Raw genomic sequence first — 15,401 nt, forward strand, 5'->3', positions numbered from 1 at the left:
CGCTCCACCTACGGGCGGGCATGGCGGCGGAGGAACGAATGCACTAACATCAAACCCGGACCACTCGGTGGGGGCCGATCAGTTCCAAACGGCGATCTCTCGGTAATCGTCGACGCCTTCCTGCGACTCATTGCGGACTCTAGTCCGTCAAAGCAGAACGCAGGCTGGCCGGATCAAACTTGCAACCCGGGACAGTTGCAAAAGTCATTATAGACGCGCAACGGTCGCTGTAATCGCGAATGGGGGTGCCGATGGAAAATCGAGCCAATGCATCAGTCATGGCGGGATGGGCAATCACTATCGAAGCGATCCTTTTCATGCTTCGCGATCTCATCCCGGATGACCAGCAGGCGCCTTGGGTGGTCAAGGCGAACGCGAGACTTGGTATCCCGGCGAACGTAGTGCTGCTGATCGGTATTGCCGGCCTTCTATCCACACTTGTATACGCTTCCGTGGACATCGGTGCTCGGCGCCATCCTGCTTACCGGATTTCTCGTCTGGCCACGCGATGACAATCTTCGTTACCTGCTGCCGTTCCGACGTTCGATGATTGATTGAGGGACACCGCGCCCGGATTATCATCAACGAAAATTGTAGCCGCTAGCTCTCGGCTATATGCAGCTTGTCCACCAGGTTCCTGACGGGAGCGCCAGGGGCCCTAGCGGCCTCCGCTTGCTCGAGGGCCTTGTCACCTGACCTGCCTTATAGATCGTGGAGTTCTGGCGCGCCCGATGCACTCCCCCGGCACGAGTTGGCCGAAATCGGACTGACAACTTAATGAAAGGCAGACGGAAAGCGGAGGCTCAGGTCCACCCGGCTCAGTGATGGCGCTGACACCTTACGTCGAGTTCAGCCAACTTCTCCCTCAACTGGCCAACGGTAAAGGGTTTGGCGACCAACGCGAGACACGGATCCTGCCGGTCATCTTCGAACAGCGCTTCGGTGCCGTCTTCTGTGGTGATCAGTACGGCAAGATCGCTGCGCAACGCGCGAATTTCTTCGAACAGACGGTGTGCGCCATTGCCATTTATGTCGGTGTCGAGAACCACCGCGTCGAAGCGCCCTTGCGCCGCGCGGATTTTGGACAGGGCTTCAACCCCATTGGCTGCCTGGTCAAGCGCATAGCCCGCCTCAGTCAGCGCCTCGACCGTCAGCACCCGAACGGCGCCGTTGGCCTGGATAACCAGCAGGCGCCCGGTTCGCCCCCGATCGAGTACATCCCGGATTTGCTGACCAAGCGCATGATAGGTGAACGGCTTGGCGATCATGTCCACACCGGGCTCCAGCCGGCCGCCATGGATGATCGCGTCACGTGTATAACCGGACGTGTAGAGCACCTTCAGCCCGGCCTGCAGGGCGCGGGCTTTGTCTGCAAGCTCGCGCCCTGTCATGTTCGGCATTACAACGTCGGTGAACAGCAAGTCGATGGGATCTGCCTGCCGTTCGATCAATCGTAGCCCGGACGCGCCATCATGCGCCTCGAGCACGCGATAGCCGAGCTCGCGGAGGCATTCGACCGTGTAGGCGCGGACGTCGTCATCGTCTTCGACAACGAGGATCGTTTCCTGGCGCCGTGAGCGTTCCAGGCCTTGGGTCAGGTTCGGCTCGTCTTCCACGGCTTGTTCGCCGAGCAGGCGCGGAAGGTAGATCTTAACTGTCGTTCCATGTCCCTCTTCGGAATAGATGCTGACATGACCGCCTGATTGTTTGACGAAGCCATAGACCATCGACAGGCCCAGCCCTGTTCCCTTTCCTACTTCCTTCGTCGTGTAGAAGGGCTCAAATACTCGGCTGATCGTCTCCTTCGACATGCCGGAGCCGGTGTCGGTGACGGAGATCATGATATACTGGCCCGGAGATACCTCGGCATGGGTCGCGGCATAGCTATCCTCGAGCCGCACGTTTGCCGTCTCGATTGTCAGCTTGCCCCCGCCTGGCATCGCGTCGCGGGAATTGACCGCGAGATTGAGGAGCGCGCTTTCAAGCTGGTTGGGATCGGCTTCCACTCTCCAAAGTCCTGGGGTTGTGACGATCTCCAGTTCGACGATCTCGCCCAGTGCCCGGTTGAGCATGTCGGAGATCCCGAGCACTAGTCGGTCTACTTCGATTGGCTTGGGCGCGAGCGGCTGGCGGCGGGAGAAGGCGAGGAGGCGCTGGGTCAGAGCGGCGGCGCGCTCGGCGCCTTTTTGCGCATTGTCGAGCGCGCGGCGTGCTCTCGCATCGCTACTTCCGCTCGCGGCGAGCGACCGGTTCGCCATGTCGATATTGCCGGTGACGACCGTCAGAAGATTATTGAAGTCGTGCGCGATCCCACCGGTCAGCTGGCCGACCGCTTCCATCTTCTGCGCCTGACGGAGCGCTTCGTTCGCCTCCTGCAACTCGCGGGTTCGCTCCTCCACTCGCTGCTCGAGCGTCTGGTTCGCGCGTTGGGTCGCCTGGAACAGTCGCGCGTTATCGAGGGCAACTGCCGCCTGTCCGGCGAGGCCCACCATTAGACGCTCCGAGCCCTCGGTGAAGACTCCCACCTCGGGATGGCCGAAGAACAGGCCGCCGATCACTTCGCCAGATCGGGATGTCACCGGTACGGCGAGATAGCTCCTGACCGGCAGGTGGTTCTCAGGCATGCCCTTGTAGGGCGGGTTCTGACCATAGCGCGGGTCTGCGGTGATATCGTCGGAGCGGACCACGCCCTCCCCCCTGAAGGTGGGGCCGAAGACGGCGGTCGCACGGGGATGGCCGAACTTCTCGAAATCGGCGCGGTCCGCACCCGATAGCGTGAAAAGTAGGAAAGCCTCGCCCTGGTCGTCGATGACATTGTAGAAGAAGGCGCCGAACGCCGCGCCTGTCAGTTGGACGCCCGCGTCCGTGACGATCTGCACCACGTTTTCGGTGTCCAACTCTGCGGCGAGCGCGGCGCCGGTCTGGTTCAGCGTCTCCAGCATCTGCTGCTGTTCCTCGAGCGCCTTTTGCGTCCTTTTCGCCTCAGTGATGTCCTCAACGATCTTCAGGAAGCGGGCGGTCGGACCATGGCCGCTGATCTTGGCGAGGTTGCTCCGGATCCAGACCTCGCGCCCGTCACTGCGAATATAGCGCTTCTCGAAGCTGATCCGTTCGCCTTTGGGCCGGGCGGCGGCCGCGCGTAGTGCGCTCTGGCTGAGTTCGACATCATCCTCGTGCGTGAACGCCAGGCAGTTCTGCTCAACCAGCTCGTCGCGAGATATTCCGACTATGTCGCAATAAGCGGCATTCGCACCGAGAATCCGCCAGTCGGCGTCAATCTCGATCATCCCGACCGCTGCATTCTCGAAGACGGTTCGGAATCGCTCCGCGCTTTCCTTAAGCTCCTGTTCCACTCGCCGGCGCTCGACGACGGCACGGGTGCGCTCGGCCACGTCACGGATGAAGTCGAGTTCGTCACGGCTCCACTCGCGAGCGGTAGCGTGATTGAGATAAAGCAGAGCGACAAAACCGCCTTGCTCGTTGACCGGCATGTTGACCACAGACTGAGCGCTGATCGCCTTGAGCGCCTCCGCCGTCTCTGCGGTTCGCGGATCCTCTTCAGCGTCCGCGAATACGACCGTTCGCCCCCCCTTCAGATCGTCGATATACGAGCCGTAGTCTCGGAAATGCAGCACTCCTGCTAGGCTTTGAATTCCAGGCGCGTTCCAGTCGCGCTCAATCGTGATAGTCTCGGCTTTCGGATCGATCGTGCCGTAGCCAGCCCGGCTCACGTCCAGGGTCCGGCCGAGAATCTCGGCGGCGGCATACGCAATCTCGGCCGGATCCTCCAAGTCGCGAAAACGGTCGTTGAGTTCCAGCAGGGCCGTTAGCCGGGCCTCGAAGCTGCGCTCGGATCGGGGCGCGCTGTTTGGAGAGGTCGCCGCTGGCGGGATACGATCACTGGCCATGGAGCGCTCCTACAGCCTTGAAAATGCAAGTCCAACAGCAGGCATTAGCTCATTCTTCGCGGGTGCCAGCTACTAAGTAGCTCGTCTACGGTCACAATGACTGATTGGGCGCCTGGGTTCTCTCCGACTGTGGCCTAACTTTGGCTGAACGCGACGGCTGAGCGAGCCGCAATGGGACGGGCAAAATCCGAGCTCCACTTGCCAAAATGGGGCAATGCTGAACCACGGGCGCACCTAGCAGCATCGAGCTTGTCTGGACATTCGTACGCTGCGCATGCGTTTGGCGCCAGGTGACGAAAGTGACGGGAACGCCGCCATTCCGAGCCTCTTTCCAACGGTCTTCGCGCTTACCCCACAGGTGCTGAAAACTGCTTCCTTACCTGCTTTGGTCCATGTCGTGGCACCTGCAAGCGTCCGCCGCGTTAGCGGCGCAGGACAAAGCCTTAAGGAGCAATCATGGCGACGCTCGACCTTGCCGATATTTCAGAAAAAATGCGCGACATCGATTTCACCGTGCTGATGACGCGCAGCGAAGACGGCTCCATCGCCGGGCGGCCGATGAGCAATAATCGCCAGGTCGAGTTTGACGGCGACAGTTTCTTTTTCACGCGCGATGATACGAATACCGTTCGAGACATCCGCCGCGAGCCCAACGTCGCGCTTGTCTATCAATCGAAATCGGGGCTGCTTGGAACAAAGCCATTCTTCCTCACGCTGGAGGGCGGCGCCACGCTCAATCAGGACAAGAACCGCTTCGCCGAGCACTGGACGAAAGATCTGGATGCTTGGTTCAAGCTCGGCATCGACACGCCTGGCCTGATCCTCATCGAGGTCAACGCCCAGCGCCTGCATTATTGGGACGGTATGGACGAAGGCGAGCTAAACCTCGGCCGACCCGTCGCGTAGACCACAGTGCAGGGGTGAAGCTGCGATGGCCAAGGCCAAGCTGAAGGCCGGAGATCCAGTCACTTGGAAAAGCCATGGCGGGGAAGCGCATGGCAAAGTGGTGCGTAAGGAGACGGGCCGCACCCGGATCAAAGGACACACTGTCGCTGCCACTCCGGAAAAGCCTCAATACATTGTGGAAACTGACGAGGGAAAGCGGGCGGCGCACAGGCCGGACGCGCTCAGCAAGGAATGAGCGCGCAATCAAGCACGTTCAAGCCGACTGCCAAGATGGCAGCGAATGCGGAGCGCGGCCTTGCGCTTCGGGAACGATTCGGTCGCGGCGGGACCGAAGTGGGCGTCCGTCGTGCGCGTCAGCTCATCGAACGGCAGGATCTGGAGCCAGCCGACATCAAATCCATGTTCAGCTACTTCGCACGTCATGAGGTGGACAAGAACACCAGCCGGCATTGCTGGGGCTCGGACGACGATCCTTCGGCAGGATTTATCGCTTGGCTGCTGTGGGGCGGCGAGGAAGGCAAAAAATGGGTCGCTCAGCAGCGGCGCAAACTGTCGTGATATCTTGGGGAGGCCTCCGGTGCGGGTGACGTCGGCAGTCTGCAAATTCGGCCTTGCGTCACTGCCATTGGCGCTGCTTGCCAGCCACAGCCCGGGCGCCGAGCTCAACGTGAATATCGATCGCGTCCGCAACGACCGCGGTTTGCTCCGTCTCTGCCTGACGCAGAAGCCCCGGCATTTCCCGACCTGCTCCGGCGACCCGGATGCGATCCGGATCAGCGTTCCCGCCTCGCAAGCCTCTGTGCAGATCCACGGCCTGTCACCGGGATCCTATGCACTGGCCATCATTCACGACGAAAATCGAAATGGTCGTCTCGATTCCATTCTCAGCGTTCCGAAAGAAGGCTTTGGGTTCTCCGGCGAGCACATGCCCGTATTTGGACCGCCCAGTTTTGATCAGGCAGTGTTCTTAGTAGAACCCGGTTTGGCCACGCGTTTGGTTCGCATGCGCTACCTGCTTTAGGCCATGTGGAGCCTTGGGCATTGCCGCGTTAGCTTCTCGGCCGAGGAGCCAGAAGGATGAGTCTTTTCGCCTTTCCGGCCGCAGGTGCTGCGAGGAGTTCGCCGGATACAGCCTTCCTGCCCGAGCTGGAGCTGCTGCTCGCCTCGCCGCGGGGTTTCTGCGCCGGGGTCCGCCGCGCCATCGACGCGGTGGAGGACGCGCTTAGGTCATACGGCGCTCCGGTCTATGTTCGCCGGCCTATCGTCCATAACCTTGCCGTTGTTCGAAGCCTGGAGGCCGAGGGCGCCATATTCGTCGAGGAGCTGGACCAAGTGCCGTCCGGCTCCGTCGTCATATTGTCCGCGCACGGCGTTGCCCCTGCCGTTCGTGAAGAGGCAAGCGCTCGCAGATTGATCGTGCATGACGCGGTATGTCCACTGGTGGCAAAAGTGCACCGCGAGGTCGAGCGACACTATGCGGATGGGCGCCACGTCGTGCTCATCGGTCACGACGGCCATCCGGAGGTCGAGGGAACGCTTGGCCGTCTTCCAGCTGGAGCCGCGACGCTGGTGCGCACCTTGGAGGAGATCGATGCTTTGACGCTGCCGCGTGAGCATCCGGTGGCATACGCGGTTCAGACAACGTTCGCGCTTTCTGACGCGGCAGAAATCGTTCAACGGCTCGCAGCACGGTTCAGCGACGTTGCGGGCCCCCGAACCACCGACATCTGCTATGCAACCAGTAATCGTCAGACGGCGGCCGAGATCATCGCTATCCAGGTCGAAGCGCTGATCGTGATAGGCGAGTCTTTTTCGTCCAATGCAAACAGGCTGGCCGAAGTCGGGCGGCAATTCTGCAAATCAGTGCAATTGGTCGCTGAGCCGAACGCAATCGACTGGGACAAGATACCTGCGGGCGGCACGATCGGCGTCACGGCCGCCGCGTCGACGCCGGAGGAGTCAGTCAATGCAGTGCTGGAAAAACTCGGCACCCGCTACCGACTTCATATTCGCGAGATCGCGGTCGCCGAAGAGACGCAGACGTTCAAGCCTGTCGAGATCAGCCGCGGGCGTCTTCCGGCCCCGAGCGCCGAGGCTCGACGCCCGCTTCGACCGCCAAGCGAATAGCGTCAGCGGAGGTGAGCGCACCTAAATTTGTGAGCAGGCCTTTCCGGTGCATCTTCACCGTCTTCTCGCTGATCTCGAGAAAACCGGCGATTTGCTTGTTCCTATAACCGGCGACCATAAACTCCAACACTTCACGCTGACGAACGGTGAGACGCGCGACAAGGCTCCCGGCCGCCCGCTTGCGGGCTGACATGCCGGCTCGCGCGTCGCTGACATCCATCTGGGAGCCAACGAACCAAGCGACGGCTCCGGCAGAATCCAGCAATGGCGCGATCATCACGGCATTCAAAAACGCGCTTCCATCCTTGCGGTAGTTCGTCACCTCCGCCAGCACATGACGTGCCTCCGCCACCGCCTCCCTTAAGATGCGGCGAACTGCCGGTTCGGTGCCCTGACCGCACAGAAAGCGGCAGTTGCGGCCAAGCACCTCGTCAGGGGAGTAGCCAGTCAACGAACAGAACGCGTCATTGACAGAAACGATCGGGTTATCGCTCAGCCGCGGATTCGTGATGACGGTAGCAAGGGGCGTCTTGTCGATCGAAAATGGGGGCTGGCTTTCAGTTGCACTCATTGCCGCTTGGTAGCGAGACCGCGCGCTCATTTCGAGTTGCTGACTGAGATGATCGCTCCGTTGGAGCAGAGCGCTCGGTGCCGGTGAAAATCGGCGCACGTTGTCGCCAGGGATGGCGATGCCGTCGACTGGCGCGAAATGCTGGCTCCAGCTGAGACTCGCCGACCAACCCCATTTGCCTCACGTTTCGAATGCATGGGCGAACGCTGCAAAGGTTGCGCGAGACCCAGCGATCATCCCGGCGAGGTCGCTTGTCTCTTGTGGCTGAGTTTCGAGCCAACATAGGAATTCCGGCCAAAAGGATTGTCCGGCACCGTGATCTAAAAAGGCCCGCGGCGCTTCCGGTTGCGAACGTGTTACAAAGCGGCTCTGCACTGCCGCGCCAAGTCTCGAGCCCTCCAGCACATAGGCTGCACCAATCCGCTCAGCAGGCGTGTCGAGCGCAAGTATCGGGACCGGCCTTGGCGATGAAACACCAAGGGCAGCCAAATCGGATGCCAGTGCCGCCGCGCGTCCCCGTTCCTCCCATCTGGGAGGATGCGGCCCTTCCATCAACCGCGCCTCGATCGCGGGCAATACGCGCATCTGTGCAACGAGGAAACCCGTATAGCCGGCATGTTCGCCAAGATTGAAGCGACCTGCCAGTTCATCGACGCGCGTGTGATCGTCGGCGGTCGCGGCTCGCAGTCGTGCACGCAAGGTCTCGCTCGGTCTCGGCTCGACAACCATGGCGTCTATTTCGCGATCCGGGCCGTAAGTGTTGTGCGAAGGCCTGGCGAGCCTTCCATCTCTTCGAGACTGCCTCCGAGGCGCCGCACCGTCGCCGCGATCATTCGACTTCCAAATCCACTTCCTTCCACGGTCCCGCTGGTGTCCCGGCCCTTGCCTCTGTCCGAAACCGTCATTCGGAACTCCGCACCATGCCGCTCGAGCACCACTTGGATTGGCCCCGGCCGCCCGTCATACGCGTATTTGACTGCATTAATCACCAGTTCTGTCATCACGAGTCCGATCGGAACCGCACGATCGGTCGGCACCAGTATAGCCGCGAGGCGTTCGGTGAGCAGTGGCGCCCATTCCTTGCCGAGCGCTTGTCTTAGATCGCCGAGCAAATCCGCGAGATAATCGCCTAGTTCGAGGCTCGCCGGATGATCGGTACGGTAAAGTCGACGGTGAACAAGCCCAACTGCGGACAGGCGCGCCTGCGCTTCCGCCAACCGATCGGCGAGCGGCCCAGGCCCCGCGTCTCGCGCTTGAAGCATTAGGTAGGATGTGACCATCTGTAGCGAATTCTGCACACGATGATCGACTTCGCGCATCAGCAGATCCTTCTGCGCAAGCAATGCGTCTCGTTCATCAAGCGTAACCCTCAGCTCCCGATTGAGGGCTCTGATGCGACGGTGATTACGCGCTTCGTCGAGTCGTCGGGCAAGCCGACGGGCCGCATCAATCTCTTCGATCGACCAACTCCGCGCGCGCGCTCGAACTGTCTCAGCCCAACTCGCGAATGAACGACGCGGAGACAGCGGGATATCCGCGCCGGACTGGTGCAGTTTGTGCGGCTCACCTGCCCATCGCACTTCCTCGACACGCTCGACCCGAAGCCACAACAACATGCACCCTTGTTCCGCGAGTGGTACAGCCAGGACGCCGCTTGCAAGCTCGGGCCAGGCCGCCGCCGGCGGATAGAGCTGGCTTAGCGTGTGCGTGGAGAAGGCTGCGCCTCCAGCTTTTTCCCGGACCCAGGCAGCCAGCGTCCCAATCTCTTCAGGCAGGGGTACGACGCCATGTTGCTGAAGGTGGTCGTCGGCCACATAGACGAAGGCGTCAGCTTCAAAGATCCGACGCAAATTCTCCCCGGTTTCACTAAGGATTACGTCCAGCGCTCGATCGTCTTCAAAGCTTCCGGCCAATTCGTCCACAGCGGCGCGCAAGCGCAGGCGGGTTTCGTAGGCGAGATGCTGCTCTCTTGCGGCAATCTGGCGCGACAGCGCGTTGGCAAGCGCGCTCGCGGCAATGCTGGTCTCACGCGAAATCGCGAAAGGCGTGCGGTGATGGCACGCCACCAATCCCCACAGAGAGGAGTCTCTGACGATCGAAAACGAGGCTGACGAAGCCACACCCATGTTGCGCAAATATTGGAGGTGCACGGGCGACACGCTGCGTAGGCCGACGTCGCTCAGATCAATGCTGCCGAGCGAAACGGGGCGCAACGGAGCCGGCTGGTAGTCAACGGTAGGGATCGAGCGTGCGCGGTTGCGCAGATAAAGTGCGCGGGCCTGACGCGGAATGTCGCTTCCGGGGAAGTGATGGTGGAGAAAACTCTCCAGCGACGGATCGCGATCCTCTGCAAGGACCCGTCCGGCAGCGTCATCGATGAACTGGTAAATCATGACCCGATCGAAACCGGTAATTGCGCGGATCGCCTTGGCCGCGCGCTGGCACAGCTCAGCCATACTGCTGGCTTGCTCGAATGCTCGCGCCATTCCGTCGAGCCGCGCGAGCATCTGCATAGCGCCGGGAGGCGGTCCTGGGGAGGGCTCAAGCTCGACAAGCAGATGCGATCCGGCTCGGTGCATTACGGCATCAAAATATTCACTGCGGCCCGCAACGCGCGCTTCAAGCGGCAACGTGCGTACGTCTGGCGGCGATGCGGCAACTTGCCCGGCTACGTCTTGGCCGAGTAAGCGCGAGAGCGGCTCGCCCGACCAGTCGCTGACCAAGCGCTCCTCGATGGCTCCGGCGCCTCCAACAACATTTAGACTGGCGGCGTCGGCGACGAGCAAGAGTCCATGTGGCTGAATCGCCCCCGGAATATGGATTGGCTCGCTTTCGCAACTCAACAGATCGGCAGTGTGCATGCTCTACGGTCCCGCTTGGCCCGACCATGCGGGAATTGGCACGGCCTTGTAAGTTGTTTGCGAGCCGGGACGACCTTGTCAACGCTCGGCTCCCCAATGTTGGCACGATTGCCGGGACCTGCTGGCCATTTCTCAAGTTGTTGCGGTTCGACGTAACGGCGCCTGCTGACACCCGCGCGTTTCAAGGGGGGAAGTATGCGAGGGCGGATTGGGTGACGGCGCATTTTTTTGAGTCTGGAGCCGCTGATCGGGTCTGAGCGAGCACCTTTCGGATGCTTTGCAACTTCCTTCCCGTCAGCGAGTTCATTACGCCTCTGCAATCGACCAGTTTGGATGCGACTAAGGAGACCAGACCCGAATGCGCGACGAGATACCGAAGGCGAAGACAGGTGTGGACGGGCTGGACGATGTACTAGCAGGCGGCTTCGTCAGAGGCCGAGTTTATCTGATCGAAGGAAGCCCGGGAGCCGGCAAGACGACGATAGCCACCCAGTTCCTGCTTTCCGGCGCTGCTGAAGGCGAGACTGGGCTCTATATTACGCTCTCCGAAACCGAAGATGAGCTTCGCGCCAGCGCCGCTTCACATGGCTGGACGCTCACCGACCCACTCGAACTATTCGAGCTTGTGCCACCGGAAAGTCTACTTGACGATGATCAGCAACAGAGTCTGCTCTATTCTTCTGATTTGGAATTGGGAGAGACAACAAAAAGGATATTTGAAGCCATCGAGAACGTAAACCCGACTCGGGTGGTTCTCGACAGCCTGTCGGAAATTCGGCTTCTTGCGCAAAGTTCGTTGCGGTATAGGCGACAGATACTTGCACTGAAGCACTACTTCTCGCGCCGCAACCTAACCGTTATGATGCTCGATGATCTGACAAGCGACGTCCACGACAAGACGGTGCACAGCGTCGCGCATGGCGTTATCCGCCTCGAGGAGCTCACCCCGGATTTCGGGGGTGAGCGGCGGCGCCTGAGAGTCATCAAATACCGCGGGCAGCGATATCGCGGCGGCTATCATGACTTTCTCATTGAGACGGGCGGCGTTAGGGTTTTTCCTCGCCTGATTTCAGCCGAGCATCGAACGAAATTTGACAGGTCTGCTCTCGGCAGCGGGTCGCGCGAGCTCGATGCGCTGCTCGGCGGCGGCATCGAGCGCGGCTCGAGTGCGCTCGTGCTCGGCCCTGCTGGCACGGGTAAGTCTCTGCTGACGCTGACGTTCGCGGCGAGCGCAATCGCTCGGGGTGAAAAGGCGGCCATGTTCGTATTTGACGAAGAGAAAGGATTGTTGGTCGAGCGGGCCAAGGGATTGGGCATCGACCTTGAACACATGGTCGATCGGGGTGAACTCACCTTGACGCAAATCGACGCTGCAGAAATGGCGCCCGGCGAATTCGCGCAGATGGTGCGTGAGTGCGTAGAAACACACGGCGCCCGCACCGTCATCATCGACAGCCTCAACGGCTATCAGGCGGCGATGCCGGAAGAACGGCAGCTGATCCTGCACATGCATGAACTGCTGCAATTCCTGAATCGCCAAGGCGCGACCACCTTCCTTACGGTGGCCCAGCATGGTCTGGTTGGCGACATGAAAGCGCCAGTTGATGTCACGTATTTGGCAGATACCGTAATCCTGCTGCGTTACTTCGAAGCGGCCGGTCGGGTCCGCCGCGCAATTTCGGTTATCAAGAAGCGCACCAGCGCCCACGAAGACACGATTCGTGAGTACAAGATCCATTCGAACGGGATCACGCTCGGCGAACCCCTGACTGGCTTCCAAGGCGTGCTTCGAGGCGTCCCCGAACTCGTCGAAGTTGATGAGACAAAACTGATCGGGCAGTCGATTGCGGGGTGATTTTGCCGAGCGCGCGCTTATCCTTGCTCCGGCCGGTCGCGACGCCGCGATTGCCAGCGGCGTTCTGGCTGAAGCAGGCATTAGATCCACTATCTGCGGCGACATAGCAGCGCTTCTGTTGGGACTAGACGAGGGCGCGGGACTTTCGATCGTGACCGAGGAAGCGCTGTTGCGCGCGGATCTGCACGGCCTTTCGAAATGGATATCGTCGCAGCCTGAATGGTCAGACTTTCCGTTCGTACTTCTGACGCGCCGCGGCGGCGGCCTGGAGCGTAACCCCGATGCCGTCAGGCTTCTCAGGATGCTTGGAAACGTGACGTTTCTTGAGCGACCCTTTCATCCCACGACGCTAGTCAGCCTGGCTCAATCGGCGCTCAGAGGCAGACGCCGGCAATATGAGGCTCGGGCGCGGCTTGTTGATCTTCGACAGAGAGAGGATGAATTGCGGCGCGCGAACGAGACGCTGGAAGCCCGAGTCGAGGAGCGAACGCGCGAACATGATCAAGCCGTGGCCCAGCTACATGAAGCACAGAAGCTGGAGACGCTTGGCCAACTGACTGGCGGTGTCGCCCATGACTTCAACAACCTGCTGACGCCGGTGATTGGCAATCTAGACTTGCTGCGCCGAAAACTTGCAAATGATCCGCGCTCATCCAGGCTGGTCGAGTCCGCTCTCCAGGCTGCCGGCCGCGCCGCAACTCTCGTCCAGCGCTTGCTCGCCTTCGCGCGTCGTCAGGATCTTCAGCCACGAGCAGTGTCGATCTCGTCACTGCTTGAAGGAATGGCCGACATGATCTCACGCTCGCTTGGACCCACGATAGACGTGGACATGATTATTCCGTCTGATCTCCCGGCAGCACGCGTTGACCCCAATCAGCTGGAACTTGCGCTCCTGAACCTGGCCGTAAATGCGCGGGATGCGATGCCCGGCGGCGGGCGCTTGACGATCACGGCGGACAAGGCGACCGCGGCGTCGCCACGTATCGCGGCCGGCGACTATGTCCGAATATCGGTCAGCGACACCGGTGTTGGGATGGATCCGCTGACACTCTCCCGCGCGATCGAGCCGTTTTACACGACCAAGGGAGTAGGCAAAGGCACCGGGCTTGGCCTGTCCATGGTCCATGGTCTCGCGGCGCAGCTGGGAGGCATGCTCGATATTCGAAGCATGCCAGGAGAAGGAACCACCGCAGAAATCTGGCTGCCAGTCTCTGACGCAGCTCCAGACACGACCGAGCGAGACAGGTTGGATCCCGCCCGGCCCGTCCGTTGCGCGTCAATCTTGCTGGTTGACGATGAAGAGCTCGTTCGTCGGGGGACGGCCGATATGATGCAGGACATCGGGTATGAAGTCATCGAAGCCGGCTCAGCAAGCGAGGCACTTCGGCTGCTGCAGTCGGGGATCGAGGTCGATCTGATAGTGACCGATTATTTGATGCCCGCGATGAACGGCGTTGATCTGGCTGTTCAGGTACAGTCGATAGCGCCTGACCTGCCCATCCTGCTGATCACCGGCTACTCGACAATATCCGAAGGACCGGGTGCGAGGCTGGCACGACTGGCAAAGCCGTTTCGGCAGGTGGACTTGGCCGACAAGCTCGCCGCTTTGCTGAACCGGTCCGACACGAATCGTTCCGGTGAGCTGGCATAGACTAATGAGCAGGATGGTAGAGCGCGAGTCCGAACACCTCACGATTTGTTACTTGGCTTGATGTTAGCGGCCTTTGAAGCGCTGATCGGCTGCAGCGAACATGTGCGCTCCGACGGTTTTGCTTACCGGCGCTTACGGCAAAGTGCACGCGCTTAGCCTCGTAGCCGCCTCATTCTCGCTAAGACGGCAAAGTGCGCTTGGCGCGCAGTTCCGGCGGTGCTCAACCGGACGCGGCTTTCGTGTAGCACTCTGCTTAGCGAAGTTCACTTCCATTCGTGAGTTTGGCGCGGTCGTGGCTTAGTCGTCAGGTCGGAGCATCGCGCTGAACGCGCGATCGGCGTCGTCGATGGCGTGCAAAAGGCCGCTGAAGCGCGGTGCTTCATCGACGGGGAAGGCTCGATTGAAGCCTTCGCGGAGCAACTGGAGCTCGGCTTCCGTTACAAGCGCGACAGCCACGATACGTTCGGTCACTGGCGCCTCGGTTTTTTGCTGAATTTTCTCTCAACGCGCCGTGCGTAAAATAAGCCCCGGTCCGTCACATAAATATTCTGATCGTTCGAAGTGGATATAAATAACTGCGCATCCGTAAGATTTCATGGCCCTCATTTCTGCCGGCTGTGCTATGAGGAAGGCATCACCTGCAGCTGGTAGCTCGCTTCTCGTGCCAGAGAGTCTTTTTTGCTCTCGCTTTTGCATGGGAGTGCGTGTTTTGGATATCAATTCACTTTTGGCCAAGGAGCAGGTCTCTTTGCTCCGCGCTCGCTTCGCGCCTGCAAGAGAAGCGCGCGATCGCCACCTGACGAGCGCTGCAGGACTCGCGAAGAGCCTGCGCCTCACCACCTATCCGCATCGTCACCTTGCATTTGCGATGCTGACATGAGCAGCACCGAGACCCGTTCCGACCCATTCGGTCTGGGCATGAGGGCCTTTGCGCGAGGCGCCGCTCGGTCGAGCTGTCCTTTTTCGCCGAGCTTTTTCGAGGGCAGAAACTGGTTCCGGGGCTGGGACTATGGTCGGTCCCGAGCGGCAGCCCGCCAGTTCAGGGTCGGAAAGGGGAAGGGCGCATGAGCCCCACTGAAACGCTCAATCGGCAGAACGAACTCGAGGAGCGCCGGCTCGGCATGCGCACTCTCGACCCGGCTGAAATCGCTCTGCACTTCGGAAGGGCGGCGGAGCTGCGTGCTCTCATCGCGAGAGAGCGCATGCAACTGGTTCCTGGTGCAACCGGAACCAAGGGCGCCTGCTCTCCGGAGGCTCAATGAGCGGGCGATCTCATTCGCAGCGGCGCTGGACACACGGTGATTTGGTGGTGCTGAGGACGCTTGCGACAAGCGGCGAGGCCCTGGGCAGCCTTGCCAGACGCCTGGGACGCCCAAGCGGCGTCGTCATGCTGAAGTGCGCAGAACTGATGCTGCCGCTTGCCTCGACTTGAATTCCTCAAACCCGGAGAACCCATGAGCAGAGCGATCAACCTCAACCTCACAAAGGATGAGGTCAAGGCCGCCGTGCTGAAGCACAAAGC

At 60.6% G+C, this 15,401-nt stretch carries 15 protein-coding genes; 10 read left to right on the forward strand and 5 right to left on the reverse strand.

Annotation, left to right across the window (positions count from 1 at the left end; genetic code table 11):
- Positions 1 to 251: 251 nt before the first annotated feature.
- On the forward strand, positions 252 to 512 hold the full coding sequence (locus tag GON01_RS03500) for a hypothetical protein (protein ID WP_157025999.1): 261 nt from the start codon (positions 252 to 254) through the stop codon (positions 510 to 512).
- 306 nt (positions 513 to 818) lie between these two features.
- Here GON01_RS03500 and GON01_RS03505 read toward each other — a convergent pair whose 3' ends face one another.
- Positions 819 to 3,908 (reverse strand): response regulator, encoded by a 3,090-nt coding sequence (locus GON01_RS03505; RefSeq protein WP_157026000.1) that lies wholly within the window; start codon positions 3,906 to 3,908, stop codon positions 819 to 821.
- Between the two features lie 456 nt (positions 3,909 to 4,364).
- Here GON01_RS03505 and GON01_RS03510 point away from each other — a divergent pair, with 456 nt between their 5' ends.
- From GON01_RS03510 to ispH, 5 genes are read left to right on the forward strand one after another with little or no spacing between them, the layout of a single operon-like run.
- Positions 4,365 to 4,814, forward strand: a complete 450-nt coding sequence (locus tag GON01_RS03510) for a pyridoxamine 5'-phosphate oxidase family protein (RefSeq protein ID WP_157026001.1) — start codon at positions 4,365 to 4,367, stop codon at positions 4,812 to 4,814.
- A 25-nt stretch (positions 4,815 to 4,839) separates the two neighbouring features.
- The gene (locus tag GON01_RS03515) at positions 4,840 to 5,049 is read left to right on the forward strand and encodes a hypervirulence associated TUDOR domain-containing protein (protein ID WP_157026002.1); all 210 of its coding nucleotides are present in this window, start codon (positions 4,840 to 4,842) and stop codon (positions 5,047 to 5,049) included.
- A complete protein-coding gene (locus GON01_RS03520) occupies positions 5,046 to 5,372 on the forward strand; it encodes a hypothetical protein (protein WP_157026003.1) in 327 nt (108 codons plus the stop codon). Before GON01_RS03515 ends, GON01_RS03520 begins: the two co-directional genes overlap by 4 nt.
- A 19-nt stretch (positions 5,373 to 5,391) precedes the next feature.
- Positions 5,392 to 5,835 (forward strand): DUF2141 domain-containing protein, encoded by a 444-nt coding sequence (locus GON01_RS03525; protein WP_198159770.1) that lies wholly within the window; start codon positions 5,392 to 5,394, stop codon positions 5,833 to 5,835.
- Between the two features lie 56 nt (positions 5,836 to 5,891).
- Positions 5,892 to 6,941, forward strand: a complete 1,050-nt coding sequence (ispH, locus tag GON01_RS03530; protein WP_157026005.1) for a 4-hydroxy-3-methylbut-2-enyl diphosphate reductase — start codon at positions 5,892 to 5,894, stop codon at positions 6,939 to 6,941.
- Here the strand turns inward: ispH and GON01_RS03535 are convergent.
- The 3 genes from GON01_RS03535 to GON01_RS03545 form a co-directional block, all read right to left on the reverse strand.
- Positions 6,874 to 7,512 (reverse strand): PAS domain-containing protein, encoded by a 639-nt coding sequence (locus GON01_RS03535; RefSeq protein WP_157026006.1) that lies wholly within the window; start codon positions 7,510 to 7,512, stop codon positions 6,874 to 6,876. The two genes, ispH and GON01_RS03535, sit on opposite strands and share 68 nt — an antisense overlap.
- A gap of 180 nt (positions 7,513 to 7,692) precedes the next feature.
- Entirely contained in the window at positions 7,693 to 8,241 is a 549-nt protein-coding gene (locus tag GON01_RS03540) for a biliverdin-producing heme oxygenase (protein WP_198159771.1), read from the reverse strand.
- Positions 8,242 to 8,246: 5 nt separating this feature from the next.
- A complete protein-coding gene (locus GON01_RS03545; RefSeq protein WP_157026008.1) occupies positions 8,247 to 10,373 on the reverse strand; it encodes a histidine kinase dimerization/phosphoacceptor domain -containing protein in 2,127 nt (708 codons plus the stop codon).
- Positions 10,374 to 10,731: 358 nt separating this feature from the next.
- Between GON01_RS03545 and GON01_RS03550 the strand changes: the two genes are divergently transcribed.
- Positions 10,732 to 12,228, forward strand: a complete 1,497-nt coding sequence (locus tag GON01_RS03550) for an ATPase domain-containing protein (RefSeq protein ID WP_157026009.1) — start codon at positions 10,732 to 10,734, stop codon at positions 12,226 to 12,228.
- Positions 12,218 to 13,879, forward strand: coding sequence for an ATP-binding protein (locus GON01_RS03555; RefSeq protein WP_157026010.1), 1,662 nt, complete (start codon positions 12,218 to 12,220; stop codon positions 13,877 to 13,879). The genes GON01_RS03550 and GON01_RS03555 overlap by 11 nt, the downstream gene beginning before the upstream one ends.
- 297 nt (positions 13,880 to 14,176) lie before the next feature.
- On the opposite strand, the gene GON01_RS03560 is transcribed toward GON01_RS03555, so the two are convergent.
- A complete protein-coding gene (locus GON01_RS03560) occupies positions 14,177 to 14,350 on the reverse strand; it encodes a hypothetical protein (RefSeq protein WP_157026011.1) in 174 nt (57 codons plus the stop codon).
- Between the two features lie 229 nt (positions 14,351 to 14,579).
- Here GON01_RS03560 and GON01_RS03565 point away from each other — a divergent pair, with 229 nt between their 5' ends.
- Together GON01_RS03565 and GON01_RS03570 are read left to right on the forward strand one after the other, a co-directional pair.
- The gene (locus tag GON01_RS03565; RefSeq protein ID WP_157026012.1) at positions 14,580 to 14,759 is read left to right on the forward strand and encodes a hypothetical protein; all 180 of its coding nucleotides are present in this window, start codon (positions 14,580 to 14,582) and stop codon (positions 14,757 to 14,759) included.
- 184 nt (positions 14,760 to 14,943) lie between these two features.
- The gene (locus GON01_RS03570; protein ID WP_157026013.1) at positions 14,944 to 15,141 is read left to right on the forward strand and encodes a hypothetical protein; all 198 of its coding nucleotides are present in this window, start codon (positions 14,944 to 14,946) and stop codon (positions 15,139 to 15,141) included.
- Positions 15,142 to 15,401 lie beyond the last annotated feature (260 nt).

The sequence above is a fragment of the Sphingomonas horti genome (assembly GCF_009753715.1).
In the GTDB taxonomy this organism is placed as follows: Bacteria; Pseudomonadota; Alphaproteobacteria; order Sphingomonadales; family Sphingomonadaceae; genus Sphingomonas_B; species Sphingomonas_B horti.